The 16,255-nt window shown below is 74.6% G+C and carries 12 protein-coding genes and 1 pseudogene; 8 read left to right on the forward strand and 5 right to left on the reverse strand.

Annotated features, from left to right (window positions below):
* Positions 1-178 precede the first annotated feature (178 nt).
* The gene (purB, locus tag QFZ64_RS06180; RefSeq protein WP_307063150.1) at positions 179-1,621 is read left to right on the forward strand and encodes an adenylosuccinate lyase; all 1,443 of its coding nucleotides are present in this window, start codon (positions 179-181) and stop codon (positions 1,619-1,621) included.
* Positions 1,618-2,166 (forward strand): G/U mismatch-specific DNA glycosylase, encoded by a 549-nt coding sequence (gene mug / locus QFZ64_RS06185; protein ID WP_307071596.1) that lies wholly within the window; start codon positions 1,618-1,620, stop codon positions 2,164-2,166. Before purB ends, mug begins: the two co-directional genes overlap by 4 nt.
* 9 nt (positions 2,167-2,175) lie before the next feature.
* Here mug and QFZ64_RS06190 read toward each other — a convergent pair whose 3' ends face one another.
* On the reverse strand, positions 2,176-2,613 hold the full coding sequence (locus QFZ64_RS06190; protein WP_307063152.1) for a hypothetical protein: 438 nt from the start codon (positions 2,611-2,613) through the stop codon (positions 2,176-2,178).
* A 197-nt stretch (positions 2,614-2,810) separates the two neighbouring features.
* Between QFZ64_RS06190 and QFZ64_RS06195 the strand changes: the two genes are divergently transcribed.
* Complete coding sequence (locus tag QFZ64_RS06195) at positions 2,811-3,968, forward strand: ROK family protein (protein WP_307063154.1); 1,158 nt, start codon at positions 2,811-2,813, stop codon at positions 3,966-3,968.
* Between the two features lie 268 nt (positions 3,969-4,236).
* On the opposite strand, the gene QFZ64_RS06200 is transcribed toward QFZ64_RS06195, so the two are convergent.
* Positions 4,237-4,998: a GntR family transcriptional regulator gene (locus QFZ64_RS06200; protein ID WP_307063156.1), complete on the reverse strand. Its 762-nt coding sequence runs from the start codon at positions 4,996-4,998 to the stop codon at positions 4,237-4,239.
* Positions 4,999-5,433: 435 nt separating this feature from the next.
* On the reverse strand, positions 5,434-5,562 hold the full coding sequence (locus QFZ64_RS06205; RefSeq protein ID WP_307071979.1) for a hypothetical protein: 129 nt from the start codon (positions 5,560-5,562) through the stop codon (positions 5,434-5,436).
* Here QFZ64_RS06205 and QFZ64_RS06210 point away from each other — a divergent pair.
* From QFZ64_RS06210 to QFZ64_RS06220, 3 genes and pseudogenes are all read left to right on the forward strand, one after another.
* Positions 5,516-6,104: pseudogene (locus QFZ64_RS06210) on the forward strand (alpha/beta fold hydrolase); the annotation flags it as partial. The gene QFZ64_RS06205 and the pseudogene QFZ64_RS06210 overlap by 47 nt on opposite strands.
* A 172-nt stretch (positions 6,105-6,276) precedes the next feature.
* Positions 6,277-7,863: an alkaline phosphatase gene (locus QFZ64_RS06215; RefSeq protein ID WP_307063158.1), complete on the forward strand. Its 1,587-nt coding sequence runs from the start codon at positions 6,277-6,279 to the stop codon at positions 7,861-7,863.
* Between the two features lie 214 nt (positions 7,864-8,077).
* A complete protein-coding gene (locus QFZ64_RS06220) occupies positions 8,078-9,547 on the forward strand; it encodes a GNAT family N-acetyltransferase (protein WP_307063160.1) in 1,470 nt (489 codons plus the stop codon).
* Positions 9,548-9,579: 32 nt separating this feature from the next.
* Here QFZ64_RS06220 and QFZ64_RS06225 read toward each other — a convergent pair whose 3' ends face one another.
* Positions 9,580-10,794 (reverse strand): PLP-dependent aspartate aminotransferase family protein, encoded by a 1,215-nt coding sequence (locus tag QFZ64_RS06225; protein ID WP_307063162.1) that lies wholly within the window; start codon positions 10,792-10,794, stop codon positions 9,580-9,582.
* A gap of 60 nt (positions 10,795-10,854) precedes the next feature.
* Here QFZ64_RS06225 and QFZ64_RS06230 point away from each other — a divergent pair, with 60 nt between their 5' ends.
* Entirely contained in the window at positions 10,855-11,361 is a 507-nt protein-coding gene (locus QFZ64_RS06230; RefSeq protein WP_307063164.1) for an Lrp/AsnC family transcriptional regulator, read from the forward strand.
* A 74-nt stretch (positions 11,362-11,435) separates the two neighbouring features.
* Positions 11,436-13,136: a DUF885 domain-containing protein gene (locus QFZ64_RS06235; RefSeq protein WP_307063166.1), complete on the forward strand. Its 1,701-nt coding sequence runs from the start codon at positions 11,436-11,438 to the stop codon at positions 13,134-13,136.
* Positions 13,137-13,234: 98 nt separating this feature from the next.
* Here QFZ64_RS06235 and QFZ64_RS06240 read toward each other — a convergent pair whose 3' ends face one another.
* Positions 13,235-16,225, reverse strand: a complete 2,991-nt coding sequence (locus QFZ64_RS06240) for an SMC family ATPase (RefSeq protein ID WP_307063168.1) — start codon at positions 16,223-16,225, stop codon at positions 13,235-13,237.
* Positions 16,226-16,255 lie beyond the last annotated feature (30 nt).

The following is a 16,255-nucleotide window of genomic DNA, read 5'->3' on the forward strand; positions in this document are numbered from 1 at the left end:
CCGAGATGAGGCGGAGCCCCGTGTCGGGGTCCAAGGGGCGGAGCCTCTGGAGGACAGGAAGGGCGGGCGCGGCGGGGGCGGTGGGGGCGGCAACGCTCCCCGCCCCCACCCCCTCGTACGTTCCTCCGAACCCACCCGCCCCGCCGACCTGCACGAACCGCCAGTACACTCCGTACACGTGACATCTGCGCCCGCCAAGCCCCGCATCCCCAACGTCCTCGCCGGACGCTACGCCTCCCCCGAGCTCGCCACGCTCTGGTCGCCCGAGGAGAAGGTGAGGCTCGAGCGCAGGCTCTGGCTCGCCGTACTGCACGCCCAGAAGGACCTCGGCATCGAGGTCCCCGACACCGCGCTCGCCGACTACGAACGCGTCCTGGACGATGTCGACCTCGCCTCCATCGCCGCGCGCGAGAAGGTCACCCGGCACGACGTGAAGGCCCGCATCGAGGAGTTCAACGCCCTCGCCGGCCACGAGCAGGTCCACAAGGGCATGACCTCCCGGGACCTCACCGAGAACGTCGAACAGCTCCAGATCCGCCGCTCGCTGGAGCTGATGCGCGACCGCACGGTCGCCGTACTGGCCCGGCTCGGCAAGCTGTCCGGCGAGTACGGCGAGCTGGTCATGGCCGGCCGCTCGCACAACGTGGCCGCCCAGGCCACCACCCTCGGCAAGCGCTTCGCGACCGCCGCCGACGAGCTCCTCGTGGCGTACGGCCGCGTCGAGGAGCTGCTCGGCCGCTACCCGCTGCGCGGCATCAAGGGCCCGGTCGGCACCGCCCAGGACATGCTGGACCTCCTCGGCGGCGACGCCTCCCGCCTCGCGGAGCTGGAGCGCCGCATCGCCGAGCACCTCGGGTTCTCGCAGGCGTTCACCTCCGTGGGCCAGGTCTACCCCCGCTCCCTGGACTACGAGGTCGTCACCTCCCTGGTGCAGCTCGCCGCCGCCCCGTCCTCGCTGGCGAAGACGATCCGGCTGATGGCGGGCCACGAGCTGGTCACCGAGGGCTTCAAGCCCGGCCAGGTCGGCTCCTCCGCGATGCCGCACAAGATGAACACCCGCTCCTGCGAGCGCGTCAACGGCCTCATGGTGATCCTGCGCGGCTACGCCTCGATGACCGGCGAGCTGGCGGGCGACCAGTGGAACGAGGGCGACGTGTCCTGCTCCGTGGTGCGCCGGGTGGCGCTCCCGGACGCCTTCTTCGCGCTGGACGGCCTGCTGGAGACGTTCCTGACCGTGCTCGACGAGTTCGGCGCGTTCCCGGCGGTCGTCGCCCGTGAGCTGGACCGCTATCTCCCGTTCCTGGCCACCACGAAGGTGCTGATGGGCGCGGTGCGGGCGGGTGTGGGCCGCGAGGTGGCACACGAGGCGATCAAGGAGAACGCGGTGGCGACCGCGCTCGCCATGCGCGAGCAGGGCGCCGAGCGCAACGAACTCCTCGACCGGCTCGCCGCCGACGAGCGCCTCCCGCTCGACCGGGAGGCACTGGCCGCGCTGATGGCCGACAAGCTGTCCTTCACCGGCGCCGCCGCCGACCAGGTCGCCACCGTCGTCGCCCGGATCGGCGGAATCGTCAAGCAGCACCCGGAGGCCGCGGGCTACACCCCGGGGGCGATCCTCTGACCCGCTTCACCCCCGCGGAGCTGGAGGCCGCCCGCGACCGTCTCGTCCCGGACGTGGTCGCGGACGGCCTCGCCGTTCTCTTCTGCGGCATCAATCCGGGACTGATGACGGCCGCGACCGGCCACCACTTCGCCCGCCCCGGCAACCGCTTCTGGCCGGCACTGCACCTGTCCGGATTCACCCCCCGCCGGCTCCACCCCTCCGAACAGGAAGAACTGCTCTCCTACGGGCTGGGCATCACCAATGTGGTGGCGCGGGCCTCCGCCCGGGCCGACGAGCTGACCGCCGAGGAGTACCGCGAGGGCGGACGGCTGCTGACCCTGAAGGTCGCCCGGCTGCGACCGCGTTGGCTGGCCGTCCTCGGCGTGACCGCCTACCGGACCGCGTTCGACGACCGCACGGCACAGGTGGGCCCCCAGCCCCGGCCCCTCGGTGACACCCGGGTGTGGGTGCTGCCCAATCCGAGCGGGCTGAACGCGCACTGGACACCGACGACGCTCGCGGAGGAGTTCGGCCGGCTGCGCGAGGCCGCGACGCGGGAGTGACGGCCGGGGTCACGGAGGGACGGTCTCCGTGACCACCGCGACCAGTTGGGGCACGTCGCCCGGGTCCCGGCCGGTGACCGCGACCGCGGCCCAGCGGCCGGTGCCCCGCACCTCCCACAGCCAGGCCACACCGGCACGGGCGCTGAGCCAGGCCCACGGCTCGGGTATCTCCTCGCGCGCCGTGCGCAGCAGAACCGTCCGCAGGTTCCACGGGTCGACCTCCCCCCACCGGGCGGCCAGTGCCGCGTACAGGGCGTCCCGGTCCTTCTCCAGCCGTTCCACCGCCACCGCCCACCCCGCGGGGCCATCGACCGGGCCACCCTCGCCCTCCAGCACGGCGACATGGTGCCCCGGCCCCTCGAAGCCGACGTCCGACGGCCCGTACTCCGCCGGAAACGGGCGGTAGCACAGCTCGTCGACGAGGGCGACATGCCGGGCGATGTTCATGCCCCCAGTAAACCCGCCGCCACTGACAGTTGGCGTCCCGTCAGCCCGCCCCGGGTCAGGCGTCCCGGCGGTGCGGGCCGCGTCCGCCGGTCACGGGTGTGCCGGTCTTCGGCCGTGGACCGGTGTCCGGCACTCGCCGGGGCGGGCCGCGCCGAGTACGATCCGCCCCACACGCGCACGAGCTGGGAGGACGGACGTTGGGGCGGCTCACCGGCGGGGACCCCTCGCTGCTGCGAAGGATCAATTCCGCGGTGGTGCTGCACGCGTTGCGTGCCACCGACTGCGCGACCCTCACCGAGATCACCCGGGTGACGGGGCTGTCCCGGCCGACCGTCGAGGGTGTCGTCGAAGGGCTCATCGGGGCCGGGCTGGTGGTGGAGGCGGCGGCCGAGGAGGGTGCCGCGCGCCGGCAGGGGCGGCCGGCCCGGCGTTACCGGTTCCGTGCGGAGGCCGGGCATCTGCTGGGGCTGGACGTCGGGGCACACCGGGTGACGGCGGTCCTCGCCGATCTCGACGGCCGGGAACTGGGCACGCTGTCCAAGGACATCTCCGAGACAGCGCCTGCCGACGAGCGGCTGGAACGGCTGCGCATCACCGTGGCCGAACTGCTGCGCCGGGCGGGCGTGGCCCGCGACTCGCTGCGCGCGGTCGGTGTGGCCAGCCCCGGGATCGTGGAGGCGGACGGAACGGTACGGCTGGGCACGGCGCTGCCCGGGTGGACGGGGCTGAAACTGGGTGACCGGCTCAGCCGCTCCTTCAAGTGCCCGGTGCTGGTGGAGAACGACGCGAACGCGGCCGCGGTGGGCGAGCACTGGAAGGGGGCGGCCGCCGAGTCCGACGACGTGGTGTTCGTGCTGGCGGGGCTGAGCCCCGGGGCCGGTGCGCTGATCGGAGGGCGGCTGCACCGGGGGTTCGGGGGTGCGGCCGGGGAGATCGGGGCGCTGCACCTGCTGGGGCGCGAGGCGACGCCGGAGACGCTGCTGTCGACGACGGGCCGGCCGTTGCATCCGCTGGACGAGCAGGCGGTGGCCGAGGTGTTCGCGCTGGCGCGGGAGGGGGACGCGAGTGCACGGGAGGCGGTGGAGCGGTTCCTGCGGCGGCTGGTGCACGACGTCGCCGCCCTGGCGCTGGCGCTCGACCCCGAGCTGGTCGTGATCGGGGGGTGGGCGGCCGGACTGGACGGCGTACTGGAGCCGTTGCGGCGGGAGTTGGCGCGGTACTGCCTGCGGCCGCCGAAGGTGGCGTTGTCGGAGGTGGGGGAGGCGGTGGTGGCGACGGGGGCGTTGCGGCTGGCTCTCGACCACGTCGAGGAACAACTGTTCGCGGTCGAGGGCACGGTGACGTCCCGTCACTGACCGCGTCGCGGGTACCGGGCGCCTGTCCGGGCCCGGGCACCGCGGACCGGACCCGGGGCCGGCTACCGGCTACCCGGACCCGGCTACCGGTGAGTGCGCCCCCGGCTGCCGGGACCCGCGGCCGGCCGCGGGTGGACACCGCTGCCGCGGGCACCGCCCCGTAGGACCTCGCAGGGCCCTGTAGGACGTCGTAGGACCCCGGAGGGCCTCGCAGGACCTGCGCGGTGCCGCGCGCCGGGGCCGGGGCCCGCGAGGTGTCCGGGAACCGTCAGGACGCGCGGCGTTCCGGCGCGGGGTCGATCTCGACGCCCCCCGCGTCACCGAACGTCAGCCGGCAGGTGTCCGCCCGGTACGTCGCCACGGACACCGCCGCGGTCCGGCCTCCGGCGTAGAAGCGCGTGGTGACGACCAGGACCGGGGCGCCCGGCAGGCGGTCGAGTTCCTTCGCGTCCTCCGCGCTCGCCGAGCCGAGCTCCACCGCGCGGTACTCGCCCTCCAGTTCCAGCCGGTGCAGCTCGCGCAGGACCGCACGCGCCCGGGCCGCGCCCGAGGGGGCGTCGATGCCCGACACGTCGGGGACGGAGGCGGCCGGCACGTAGAGCAGTTCGGCGGCGACGGGCCGGCCGTGGGAGACCCGGGTGCGCCGCACCGTGTGCACGTCCTCGTCACGGCCGGTCTCCAGCAGTTCCGTCACGGCGGGCGGCGCGGGAGCCGCCTGGCAGTCCGTGGCCTGCCAGGCGTCGTCACCCTCGCCCGGCCAGGTCTGTTCCTCGGAGCCGACGGCCACCCCCATGCGCGGCGGCGCGACCGTCGTGCCCACACCGCGGCGGCGCTGCAGCCTCCCCTCCAGTTCGAGCTGTTCCAGCGCCTGGCGCAGGGTCGCCCGGGCGACGCCGTAACGCGCCGCCAGATCACGCTCGTTCGGCAGGATCTCGCCCACCGAGAACTCCGAGTCGAGTGCTTCCGTGAGCACGTTCTTGAGATGCCAGTACTTCGGTTCCGGCACCGTCTCCAGCTGCGTGGTCCCCACCCTGTCCTCCGCATTCGCCGTGGGCCGGCGGCGTTTTGGCGCCCTTGTTTATTAAAGGTTGTTGCACTTCTCTGGACCATAAAACGGTCCCCACCCTTGGTCAAGACCAATCGGGCAACCCGGGAAATTCCCGGAGGCATACGCCCAGCCCGGCACGCCGAACGTCCACGCCGTCCAAGACATGTGCGCCGTCCGCGCCGTCCAGGAAGACGTGTTCGACGCCCTCCCGGTCCCCCCGACCCCCCGACCCGCCCCGCGGGTTCGGGTCACGACCCCGGGCGGCACGCGCCCATCCCACCGCGCCGCCACCCAGCGTGTCCAGGCGACCTCGGACGAGTGACCGGACATCGCCGGTGGCTGCGCACGGTTCGCGCCATCCGGGGGCTACCCGCCGGTAGCCGTTCTGACAAGCTGTCCGTCAGAGGTCCGCCACCCTCACCACAGCGCCGCAGACCGCAGCAGACCGCAGCAGACCGCCGCAGACCGCCGCAGACCGCCGCAGACAAGGAGCAGCAGCATGGCTGCGGTGTCCTTCGACGTCCCCTCCCCGCGCGGTCCGCGCACTCTCATCCCTCTCCTGCACGCGCGTGGGCACCGGCGAGCCGCTCCTGCTGCTGCACGGCATCGGGCACCACCGGCAGGCCTGCGACCCGGTCATCGACATCCTGGCCACCGAACGGGACGTGATCGCCGTCGACCTGCCCGGCTTCGGCGCGTCCGAGGCGCTCCCCGACGGGGTGCGCCACGACCTGCCGGCCATGAGCACCGCGCTCGGCACACTCTGCGACACCCTCGGTACCGACCGGCCCCACGTCGCCGGGAACCCCCTGGGCGGTCTGCTCGCCCTGGAGCCGGGGCGCGAGAAGCGCGTACGGTCCGTCACCGCGCTGTCCCCCGCCGGCTTCTGGACGCCGGTCGAACGGCGGTACGCCTTCGGGATCCTGACCGCGATGCGCCGGGCGGCGCGGGGACTGCCGCTGCCGGTGGTGGAGCGGTTGTCGCGTTCGGCGGCCGGTCGCGCGGTGCTCACCAGCAGCATCTACGCCCGCCCCGGCCGCCGTTCACCCGAGGCGGTCGTCGCCGAGACGCTCGCCCTGGCCCGCGCCGAGGTGCACGAGCTGTGCCCCGGGCGGAGGTGCGTGGGGCCGTGGTCCCGCGCCTCCGAAAGGGTGGCGTCGCCCCGTTGTTCATCCGGCGTTCGCGCGGACGCTGCGGGGCGCCGGTAGGTGTGGCTGTGCCCATCGGCCGAGAGCCGGAGCCACCCCGGGAGGACCCGCCATGTCACAACCGCCGTCACCGGCCCGTCGCAGCGTGCTGCGCGGCGCGCTCGCCGCGTCCGCCGCCGTCACCGTGCCCACCGCGCTCGGCGTGGCACCGGCCTTCGCCAGGTCGGGGCGCCCGGCGTCCTCCTGGGGCGTGCAGGCCGGGGACGTCACCGCGCACTCCGGGCTGATCTGGGCCCGTTCGGACCGCCCGGCGCGGATGATCGTCGAGACCGCCGCCACCGAGTCCTTCCGCGATCCGCGCAGATGGCACGGTCCGCTGATCGGACCCGGCACCGACCTCACCGGCACCACCCGGCTGCACGGACTGCCCGCCGGCGAGCAGATCCACTACCGGGTGCTGCTCGCCGACCCGGACGATCCCCGCCGTACCGGTGAGCCGGTGACCGGGACCTTCCGCACCACCCCGGCGGGCCGCCGCCGCGGAGTGCGGTTCCTCTGGTCGGGCGACCTCGCCGGACAGGGCTGGGGCATCAACCCGGACCTGGGGGGTTACCGCATCTACGACGCGATGGCCAGACTGGACCCGGACTTCTTCCTGTGCAGCGGCGACAGCATCTACGCCGACGGCCCGATCTCCGCCACCGCCGCCCTCCCCGACGGCTCCGTCTGGCGGAACGTCACCACGGAGGAGAAGTCGAAGGTCGCGGAGACGCTGGCCGAGTACCGGGGCAACTTCCGCTACAACCTGCTCGACGACAACCTGCGCCGGTTCAACGCCCAGGTGCCGTCGATCGTCCAGTGGGACGATCACGAGGTGCGCAACAACTGGTACCCGGGCGAGGTGATCGCCGACTCGGTGACCGCGTACCGGGAGAAGCACCTCGACGTGCTCGCCGCCCGCGCCCGCCGCGCGTTCAGCGAGTACTTCCCGATCTCCACGCTCCCGCCGGGCGACCCGAACGGCCGGGTGTACCGGGTGATGCGGCACGGCCCGCTGCTCGACGTGTTCGTCCTCGACATGCGCACGTACCGCGACGCCAACTCCCCCGGCACCCAGGCCACCGACCCGGTGGGCATCCTGGGGGCCGAACAACTGGCCTGGCTCAAGCGGGAGCTGGCCCGGTCGCGGGCGGTGTGGAAGGTGATCGCCGCGGACATGCCGCTCGGCCTGGTCGTCCCGGACACCACCGAGGGGCGGCCGAACTTCGAGGCGGTGGCGCAGGGCGACCCCGGCCGGCCGCTCGGACGGGAGCTGCAGATCGCGGAGCTGCTGCGGTACGTCAAGCACCGCCGGATCACCGGCACGGTGTGGCTGACGGCGGACGTGCACCACACCTCGGCGCAGCACTACCAGCCTTCCCGGGCGGCGTTCACCGACTTCGAGCCGTTCTGGGAGTTCGTCTCGGGGCCGCTCAACGCGGGGGCCTTCCCGGCGAGCGCACTGGACGGCACGTTCGGCCCCGAGCGGGTGTTCGTGAAGGCGCCCACCGCGTCGAACGTGTCGCCGGCGGAGGGCTACCAGTTCTTCGGCGAGGTCGACATCGACGGTGGCAGCGGGGAGTTGACGGTCCGGCTGCGCGAGCAGGACGGCGCGGTGCTGTTCACCCAGGTGCTGCAACCCGGACGGGTGGGACAGTGACGCCTCCGCGCCCGCACCAGTTCCCGCACCCGCTCCCGGGGGTGCGACGGCTCGCGTAATCTCGGTTCCTCACGTCGCGCGCCGGAGTCATCCCCCGGTGCGCGACGTTCGTTTCCGGTCGCCGAGTGCGCGGTGATGCGGGCGGATCGACCGCTTTACCGCACAGTCACAGAGCGTTCGTGGCCGGGCAACACGTTTCCTCCACAGTGGTTCCATGACACCGAACTCGTCGCATCTGCCGAAGACCACCCGCACACGGGACGGGCGCCCCGTCCACCACTGGCGGCGGGATCTCGTCGAACTGGCGGCACTGTTCACGGCGGTCGCCGTGGCCGACGCCGTCGCGAACACCGTCGGGCACGGGCCGGACGGGCCGATGCTGCTCGTCTGCTCCGCCGCGGGCCTGGTCGCCACGGCCGTCTTCCACGTGTGGTGGGCACGCCGGCACGGTCACGCCCCGCCCCGTACCGACAGCGGCGCCCGGCCCGCCGACATCGCCGGCAGTGTGGAACGGGCCGGACCGTCGGGGTCCGACGCGGTCGCCGAGGCCGTCGGGGCGGCCACGCTGTGGCGGATGCGGACGACGGTACGGGACGAGCCGGGCACCCTCGCGGCGCTGTGCGCCGCGCTGGCCGCCCACCGCGTCGACGTACTGAGCCTGCAGACGCACCCGCTGGCCGAGAGCGTCGTCGACGAGTTCCTGCTGCGGGGCCCCGCCGGGCTGACCACCACCGAGATCACCCGGTCCGTGGCGGGGGCCGGCGGCACCGGCACCTGGATCGAGCGGGCCGACGCCCACGATCTGGTGGACGCCCCCACCAGGGTGCTCTCCCTGGCCACCCGTACGGCCCTGGACGCGGCGGAACTCCCGCTGGCGCTGCGGCAGTTGCTGGGCCGCTGCACCATCCGCTCACTGCCCGCCGAGGCCCCCGGGCGGACCGGACACACCGGACGGACCACTCCGGTCGAGGGCGCCCTGGAGGAGACCGTCATGCGGCTGCGGGCGCCCGAGGGCGGTGTGATCACGGTGGAGCGGCCGTTCCTCCCGTTCACGCCGACCGAGTTCGCACGGGCCCGTGCCCTGGTCGAACTCGACGCACGGCTCGGCCCGCGGGTACCGGACGGACAGGACGTGCTCACCCTGCCCGGGGGTAACGCGATCACCGTGCGCCGGGCCGACGGGGCCGATCTCGCGGCGGCCCGGGCGATGCACGAGCGCTGCTCGGCGCACACCCTGCGCATGCGGTACCACGGTCCGGTGGGCGACGCCGACCGCTACCTCGACCACCTGCTCAGCCCCCGGTTCGGGCGCACACTGGCGGCGCGGACGGCGTCGGGGCGGATCGTGGGGCTCGGCCATCTGCTGTGGGACGGCGACGAGACGGAGGTCGCGCTGCTCGTCGAGGATGCCTGGCAGCGGCGGGGCGTCGGTGCTCAACTCCTCGGCCGGCTGGTGGCGATGGCGGTGGAGGCGGGCTGCGAGAACGTGTACGCGGTCACCCAGGCGTCCAACACCGGGATGGTCGCCGCGATGCGGGGACTCGGCCTGCCCCTCGACTACCAGATCGAGGAGGGCACCCTCGTGGTCACCGCCCGTCTGGGGACGGCACCGGCCCTCGCCCACGACGCCTCCGGGGCCCATGACACCACCGGGGCGCACGGCGACGGGGCCGCACGGAACTGACCCGGCCGGTGCGACCCGGGGCCGCACCACTGTCACCGCGAGGTGTCGCGGCCGACCGCGATCCGCCCCTCCCGCTCCCCCGCCGTCGCCGCGCGGCCCAGCGCCCCGTCAAGGTCGGCCCACAGGTCCTCGACGTCCTCCAGACCGACCGACAGCCGCAGCAGCCGGTCGGTGACGCCGGCGTCCCGGCGGTCCCCCGCGTCGACGATGCGGTGGCTGATCGACGCCGGGTGCTGGATCAGGGTGTCCACGCTGCCCAGGCTCACCGCGGGGGTGATCAGCCGGACCCCGGCGATCACCTCGTGCGGGTCGCCGTGCGTCTCGAAGGCGATCATGGCACCGCCGATCCGCGGGTAGCGGACCCGGGCCACGCGCGGGTCGGCGGCGAGCCGGCGGGCCAGTTCCGCGGCGGTGGCGGAGGCCGCCCGCACCCGTACCGGGAGCGTGGCGAGACCCCGCAGCAGCAGATAACCGGCCAGGGGATGCAGGACGCCTCCGGTGGCGAACCGGATCTGCCGCAGCCGCCGGGCGGACTCCTCGTCGCAGGCGACCACCCCGCCCATCACGTCGCCGTGCCCGCCGAGGTACTTGGTCGCGCTGTGCAGCACCAGCCGCGCCCCCTGCCCGGCGGGCCGCTGGAGCACGGGCGTGGCGAAGGTGTTGTCGACGAGCAGCGGCACCGAACCGCACGCGTGGGCGACGGCCCGCAGGTCGGCCTCGGCGAGCGTCGGGTTGGCCGGGGTCTCGATCATCACCAGCCCGGTGCCGGGGCGCAGCGCGTCCGCGATGCCGGCCGGGTCGGTCCAGGTCACCTCGGAGCCGAGCAGCCCGGCGGTGAGCAGGTGGTCGCTGCAGCCGTACAGCGGCCGTACGGCGACGACGTGCCGCAGCCCGGCCGCGCCGCGGGCCAGCAGGACGGCGCTGAGCGCGGCCATCCCGGTGGCGAACGCGACGGCGCTGTCGGTCCCCTCCAGCCGGGCGAGCGCCTGCTCGAACCGGGCGACGGTGGGGTTGCCGAGCCGCCCGTACACCGGTGGCCCCTCCGGCTCCGCGCCCTCGGCGGCGAAGGCGTCGATGCGGTCCGCCTCGCCCCTGCTGTCGGCGCTGGGGTAGGTGGTGGACAGGTCGATCGGCGGGGCGTGCAGCCCCAGGGCGGCGAGATCCTCCCGCCCGGCGTGCACCGCCTCGGTGTCCGGGGACCGGACGGGGGAGGGGCCGTCGTACGTGTCACGGGTGTCGGAGTCCATGCACGGCAGACTGAACACCGACCGGGGTTCCGGCGGCCGGGCCCGTGCTACGTTCGCCGCATGTCCGCATCCGTCGTACTGGATCCGGTGGACCTCCATCTGCTGCGCCTGCTGCAGAACGACGCCCGGGCCACCTACCGGGACCTCGCCGCCCAGGTCGGGGTGGCGCCGTCGACCTGTCTGGACCGGGTGAACCGGCTCCGCCGCTCGGGGGTGATCGTCGGTCATCGGCTGCGGCTGGACGCCGCCAAGCTGGGGCGCGGGCTGCAGGCACTGCTGTCCGTCCAGGTCAGGCCGCACCGACGGGAGCTGGTGGGGCCGTTCGTGGAGCGGATCCGGGCCCTGCCGGAGGCGCTGACGGTCTTTCACCTCACCGGGCCCGACGACTACCTCGTGCATGTCGCCGTCGCGGACATGGCCGATCTGCAGCGGCTGGTCCTGGACGAGTTCACGGCGCGCCGTGAGGTGGCCCGGGTGGAGACCCGGCTGATCTTCCAGCAGTGGGAGTGCGGGCCGCTCCTGCCGCCGGGGCCGGAAGAACACCGGGGTACCTCCGCACGGGAGTGAGATCCGGCGGTGCGGCAGGTACCGGCCGGGGGCGCTGCTGACGCGGGCGGCCCTTCCGTACGAGGATGGGCCGCATGTCTGACACCAACAGCCAGCTGCCCCGTCAGGTCGCCGACGCCTACGTCGACGCCCTCGTCGCACTCGATCCCCTCACCGGCACCTACCTCGGCGTGAAGGAGAGTTCGGGCAGACTCCCCGACTTCTCCCCCGCGGGGCAGGAGGCCGTCGCACGGCTGGCGCGGGAGACCCTCGCGAAGCTCGACGAGGCGGAGCGCCTGCCGGGCGCGGACAGTGACATCGAGCGTCGGTGCGCGCGTCTGCTGCGCGAGCGGCTCACGGCCGAACTCGCCGTGCACGAGGCCGACGAGGGCCTGCGCGCGGTCAGCAACATCCACTCCCCCGTCCACGCACTGCGCGACGTCTTCCCGTTGACGCCGACCGCGACCGAGGAGGACTGGGCGGCGGTCGCCGAGCGGCTGCGCACGGTCCCGGCCGCGTTCGCCGGCTACCGCGAGTCCCTCGCGCTCGGCCTGGAGCGCAAGCTGTACGGCGGCCCGCGCCCGACCGCGACCTTCGTCGGACAGCTCACCGAGTGGGCGGACACCGGTGCGGGGCGCGGCTGGTTCGAGGACTTCGCGGCCGCGCGGCCCGAGTCTCTGCCCGCGTCGCTGCGCGAGGAGCTGGACACGGCGGCGCGCGGGGCGACCGCGGCCGTCGGCACGCTGCGCGACTGGATGCGGGACGTGTACGCGCCCACCGTCGAGGGCGCTCCCGACACGGTGGGCCGGGAGCGGTACGCGCGCTGGGTGCGCTACTTCAACGGCACCGACCTGGATCTGGACGAGGCGTACGCGTACGGCTGGTCGGAGTTCCACCGGCTGCTCGGCGAGATGCGGCAGGAGGCCGAGAAGGTCCTGCCCGGTGCCGAGACCCCCTGGGTGGCGCTGGCCCACCTGGACGCGCACGGCACGCACATCGAGGGCGTGGAGGAGGTGCGGGTCTGGCTGCAGGGTCTGATGGACGAGGCGATCGAGGCGCTGGACGGCACCCACTTCGAACTGGCCGAGCGGGTGCGCCGGGTGGAGTCCCGCATCGCCCCGGCCGGGAGCGCGGCGGCCCCTTACTACACCGCGCCGTCCGCCGACTTCTCCCGGCCCGGGCGGACGTGGCTGCCGACGATGGGGCAGACCCGGTTCCCCGTCTACGACCTGGTCTCCACCTGGTACCACGAGGGGGTGCCGGGCCATCACCTCCAGCTCGCCCAGTGGGCGCACGTCGCCGAGGACCTCTCGCGCTACCAGGCGACCATCGGCGGGGTGAGCGCCAACATGGAGGGGTGGGCGCTGTACGCGGAGCGGCTGATGGACGAGCTGGGGTTCCTCACCGACGCCGAGCGGCGGCTGGGGTACCTGGACGCGCAGATGATGCGGGCGGCGCGGGTCATCGTCGACATCGGCATGCACCTGGAGCTGGACATCCCGGCGGACTCGCCGTTCCACCCGGGTGAGCGGTGGACGCCGGAGCTGGCACAGGAGTTCTTCGGCGCGCACAGCAGCCGGCCGGCGGATTTCGTGGAGAGCGAGCTGACGCGGTACCTGTCGATGCCGGGGCAGGCGATCGGGTACAAGCTGGGCGAGCGGGCGTGGCTGCTGGGGCGGGAGGCGGCGCGGAAGCGGCGCGGGGACGCCTTCGATGCGAAGGCGTGGCACATGGCCGCGTTGTCCCAGGGGGCGCTGGGGCTCGACGATCTGGTGGACGAGTTGTCGCGGTTGTGAGGGGTGGGGGCGGCGCCGGGAGTTGTTTCGCCCCCGCCGCCCCGTCCCCGGGGCTCCGCCTCCCGGACCCCCGAAACGATGCGCAGTCCCCCGCGCCCCTACAGGCCGCGGTGCCGCACCCTCGACCCCGTGCGGTCCTTCAGCACCTCCAGTTGGGCGTGCACCCGGCGGCGGAGGTCGGGGACGTGGCTGACGATGCCTACGCTGCGGTCGCGTTCACGCAGGGAGTCGAGGACGTCGAGGACCTCGTCCAGGGTCTGGTCGTCGAGGCTGCCGAAGCCCTCGTCGATGAAGAGGGTGTCCAGGCGCACTCCCCCGGCCTCGTCGGTGACGACGTCGGCGAGGCCGAGGGCCAGGGCGAGGGAGGCGAAGAACGTCTCGCCGCCCGAGAGAGTGGCGGTGTCGCGCTCGCGTCCGGTCCACGCGTCGACCACGTGCAGTCCGAGGCCGCTGCGGCCCCGCCCGGAGCGATCGTCGGAGTGGACCAGGGTGTAGCGCCCGGACGACATCCGCCCCAGCCGTACGGTCGCGGCGGCCGCCACCTGTTCGAGGCGGGCGGCGAGCACGTAGGACTCCAGCCGCATCTTGCGTTCGTTGTCGGCGGAGGTGCCGGCGGTGAGCGCGGCGAGGCGGGCCACCCGGTCGTAGGTGTCGCGCAGCGGGGCGAGCCGGCGCACCGCGGTGGTCGCGTGCGCGGAGAGCCGGTCGAGTTCGGCGCACCGCCGGGCCGCGGCGTCCCGTGCGGAGGCGGCCTGCTGGAGGCGTCGGCCGGCCTGCTCGGCGGCCCGCTCCGCGGACCCGACGTCGGCGGCCGGTCGGCGGGCGGCGGCCGCGGTCTCCGGTTCGGCGAGCACCGCGCGGACGGCGGCCTCCTCCTGCTGCCGGGCGTCGAGGCGCCGCTGCAGGGCGCGGTGGGCGTCGTCGCCGAGGAGTGCGGCGGCCGCTTCGGACGGGGTGTCGAACCCGGCCCGGAACGCGGCGTCGGCGAGGCGTGCGTCGGCGGTCTTCAGCCGCTGGGCGGTGTCGTCCGCGACGCGGGCCGCCTCGGCGGCCCGGGTGAGCCGCTCCACCTCGCGGTCCAGTTGGGCGGCGCGCGCGGCGACGCTTCCGGCGGTCCCGGCGGCGCGGTCCACTTCCTGTCGCAGCGCGGCCCGTTCGCGCTCCAACCCGTCCCGGCGCGAGACGCGGGCGGCGGCGCGCAGGGCGGCCCGCTGCCGGGCGGCGTCGCGCCGTTCGTGCTCCTGCCCGGCCCGGCGCAGCTCCTCCTGCGCGGGGTGCAGCGCGGAGGCGGCGTCGCGGGCCTGCGCGTAGCGGCGCTCCACCTCCTCGGCGAGTGCGGCCAGTTCGGTGACGGGGGCGTCCCCCGCCTCGGCGCCGGCGGCGGCGAGCGCCTCCCGTGCGGCGGCGTGCCGCCGTTCGTCCTCGGCGCGTTCCCCGTCGGCGCGGCGGTACTCCGCGAGCGCCCGTTCCTCGGTCTCGCGGTCGACGTGGCCGGCGTCCTTGCGGGCGGGGGCGGGGTGGTCGGTGGCGCCGCAGACCGCGCAGGGTTCGCCGGGGGCGAGGCCGGCGGCGAGTTCGGCGGCGATGCCCCGCAGTCGCTGTTCCTTCAGGGCGAGCCAGTCCTCGTGGGCGTGCGCGGCGCGTTCCCGGGAGGCGAGGGCGCGGACGGCGGCCTCCTCGGTGTCGCGGGCGAGCCGGTCGCGGAGCCGGGCTGCGCCGAGCCGGGCGCGGGCCGGTTCGCGCTGCACGGCGAGCTGTTCGGCCCGGGTGGCGGCCTCCTGCGCGGCGTCGATCCGGTTCTGGAGTTCCTCGCGGACCGTCTCCCAGTCGGCGAGCCAGCTCTCGGCGTCCCGGAGTTCCGCGTCGTCGGCGAGGTCCTCGCGGTCCAGCTCGCGCTGCTCGGCGAGGAGCGCGGTGAGCCGGTCCTCCGCGCGCCGGGCCGACTCCAGGCCGCCGCGTTCCTCGGCGGTCCGCCGGGAGGCGGCGGCGAGTCCGGAGGCGTCCAGTCCGGCGAGGGGTGCGGGCAGCGCTGCCCGGGCGTCGGCCTCCGCCCGTGCCGCGTGCGCGTGCTCGCGTTCCGCCGACTCCCTCAGGCCGAGGGCCGGGGCGACCAGCTCGGCCTTGCGGGCACGCTCCATCCGGGCCCGGTCCTGCTCGTGGGCGCCGGCATGCTCGTGGAGACGGGCGGCACGCTCCCGGGCGTCCGCGAACCGGCGCTGCAGTGCGGCCAGTTCGCGGGCCTCGTCCAGCGCACGACGGACGGTGGACGAGGCGGCCTCGGCGGCGGTGTGCGCGCACGTCGCGATCGTGAGCCGTTCCCGGGCCGTGGTGCGGGCGAGGGCGGCCCAGGTCAGCACGGCTTCGGCGAGCCCCGCGTCGCCGGGGGACAGCTCCGGCGGCGGCATGCCGTCGCCCGCCGCCTGCTGCATGCGGTGGGCGTCGGCGAGCAGCGCGGCGTCCCCGTCGCGCACGTCGGCCTCGGCGGCGCGCCGGAGTTCGGCGAGCCGCTTCTCGACGTCGGCGAAACGACGGGTGTCGAACAGCCGGCCGAGCAGCTTGCCGCGGGCCTCGGCGTCGGCGCGCAGGAACCGGGCGAAGTCGCCCTGGGGGAGCAGCACCACCTGGCAGAACTGCTCCCGGCTCATGCCGAGCAGCTGGGTGATCTCCTCACCTATCTCCTGGTGGGAGCGGCTGAGATCCTTCCACGCGGCGGCCGGGGTGTCGTACTCGCGCAGCCAGGACTGCGCCTTGTCGGTGGTCGTGCCCGTGCCGCGTTTCTTGGGGCGGGCCCAGGGCGGCTGCCGGGTGATCTCCAGGCGGCGGCCGGCGACGGTGAGGTCGAGCCGTACCTCGGTGCGGGTGCCGGGCGGGGCGTGGTCGCTGCGCAGGGTGAGGCCCTGTCCGCTCTGCCGGGCGCCGGGCACGGCCCCGTAGAGCGCGTAGCAGACGGCGTCCAGGACGGAGGTCTTGCCGGCACCGGTCGGTCCGTGCAGCAGGAAGAGCCCGGCGGCCGACAGGGCGTCGAAGTCGATGCTCTGGGTGTCGCCGAAGGGCCCGAAGGCCGTGATGTCCAGCCGGTGCAGCCTCATCGGCTCCCCCTCCCCCGTGACGCCGGTGCC

Source organism: Streptomyces sp. B3I8, from assembly GCF_030816915.1.
Classification (GTDB): domain Bacteria; phylum Actinomycetota; class Actinomycetes; order Streptomycetales; family Streptomycetaceae; genus Streptomyces.

Excerpts from the sequence above, each read along its gene's own strand:
- QFZ64_RS06240 (WP_307063168.1), bottom strand. The coding sequence starts at position 16,225 with ATGAGGCTGCACCGGCTGGACATCACGGCCTTCGGGCCCTTCGGCGAC.
- QFZ64_RS06220 (WP_307063160.1), top strand. The coding sequence starts at position 8,078 with ATGACACCGAACTCGTCGCATCTGCCGAAGACCACCCGCACACGGGAC.
- QFZ64_RS06235 (WP_307063166.1), top strand. The coding sequence starts at position 11,436 with ATGTCTGACACCAACAGCCAGCTGCCCCGTCAGGTCGCCGACGCCTAC.
- QFZ64_RS06230 (WP_307063164.1), top strand. The coding sequence starts at position 10,855 with ATGTCCGCATCCGTCGTACTGGATCCGGTGGACCTCCATCTGCTGCGC.
- QFZ64_RS06225 (WP_307063162.1), bottom strand. The coding sequence starts at position 10,794 with ATGGACTCCGACACCCGTGACACGTACGACGGCCCCTCCCCCGTCCGG.
- QFZ64_RS06190 (WP_307063152.1), bottom strand. The coding sequence starts at position 2,613 with ATGAACATCGCCCGGCATGTCGCCCTCGTCGACGAGCTGTGCTACCGC.
- QFZ64_RS06215 (WP_307063158.1), top strand. The coding sequence starts at position 6,277 with ATGTCACAACCGCCGTCACCGGCCCGTCGCAGCGTGCTGCGCGGCGCG.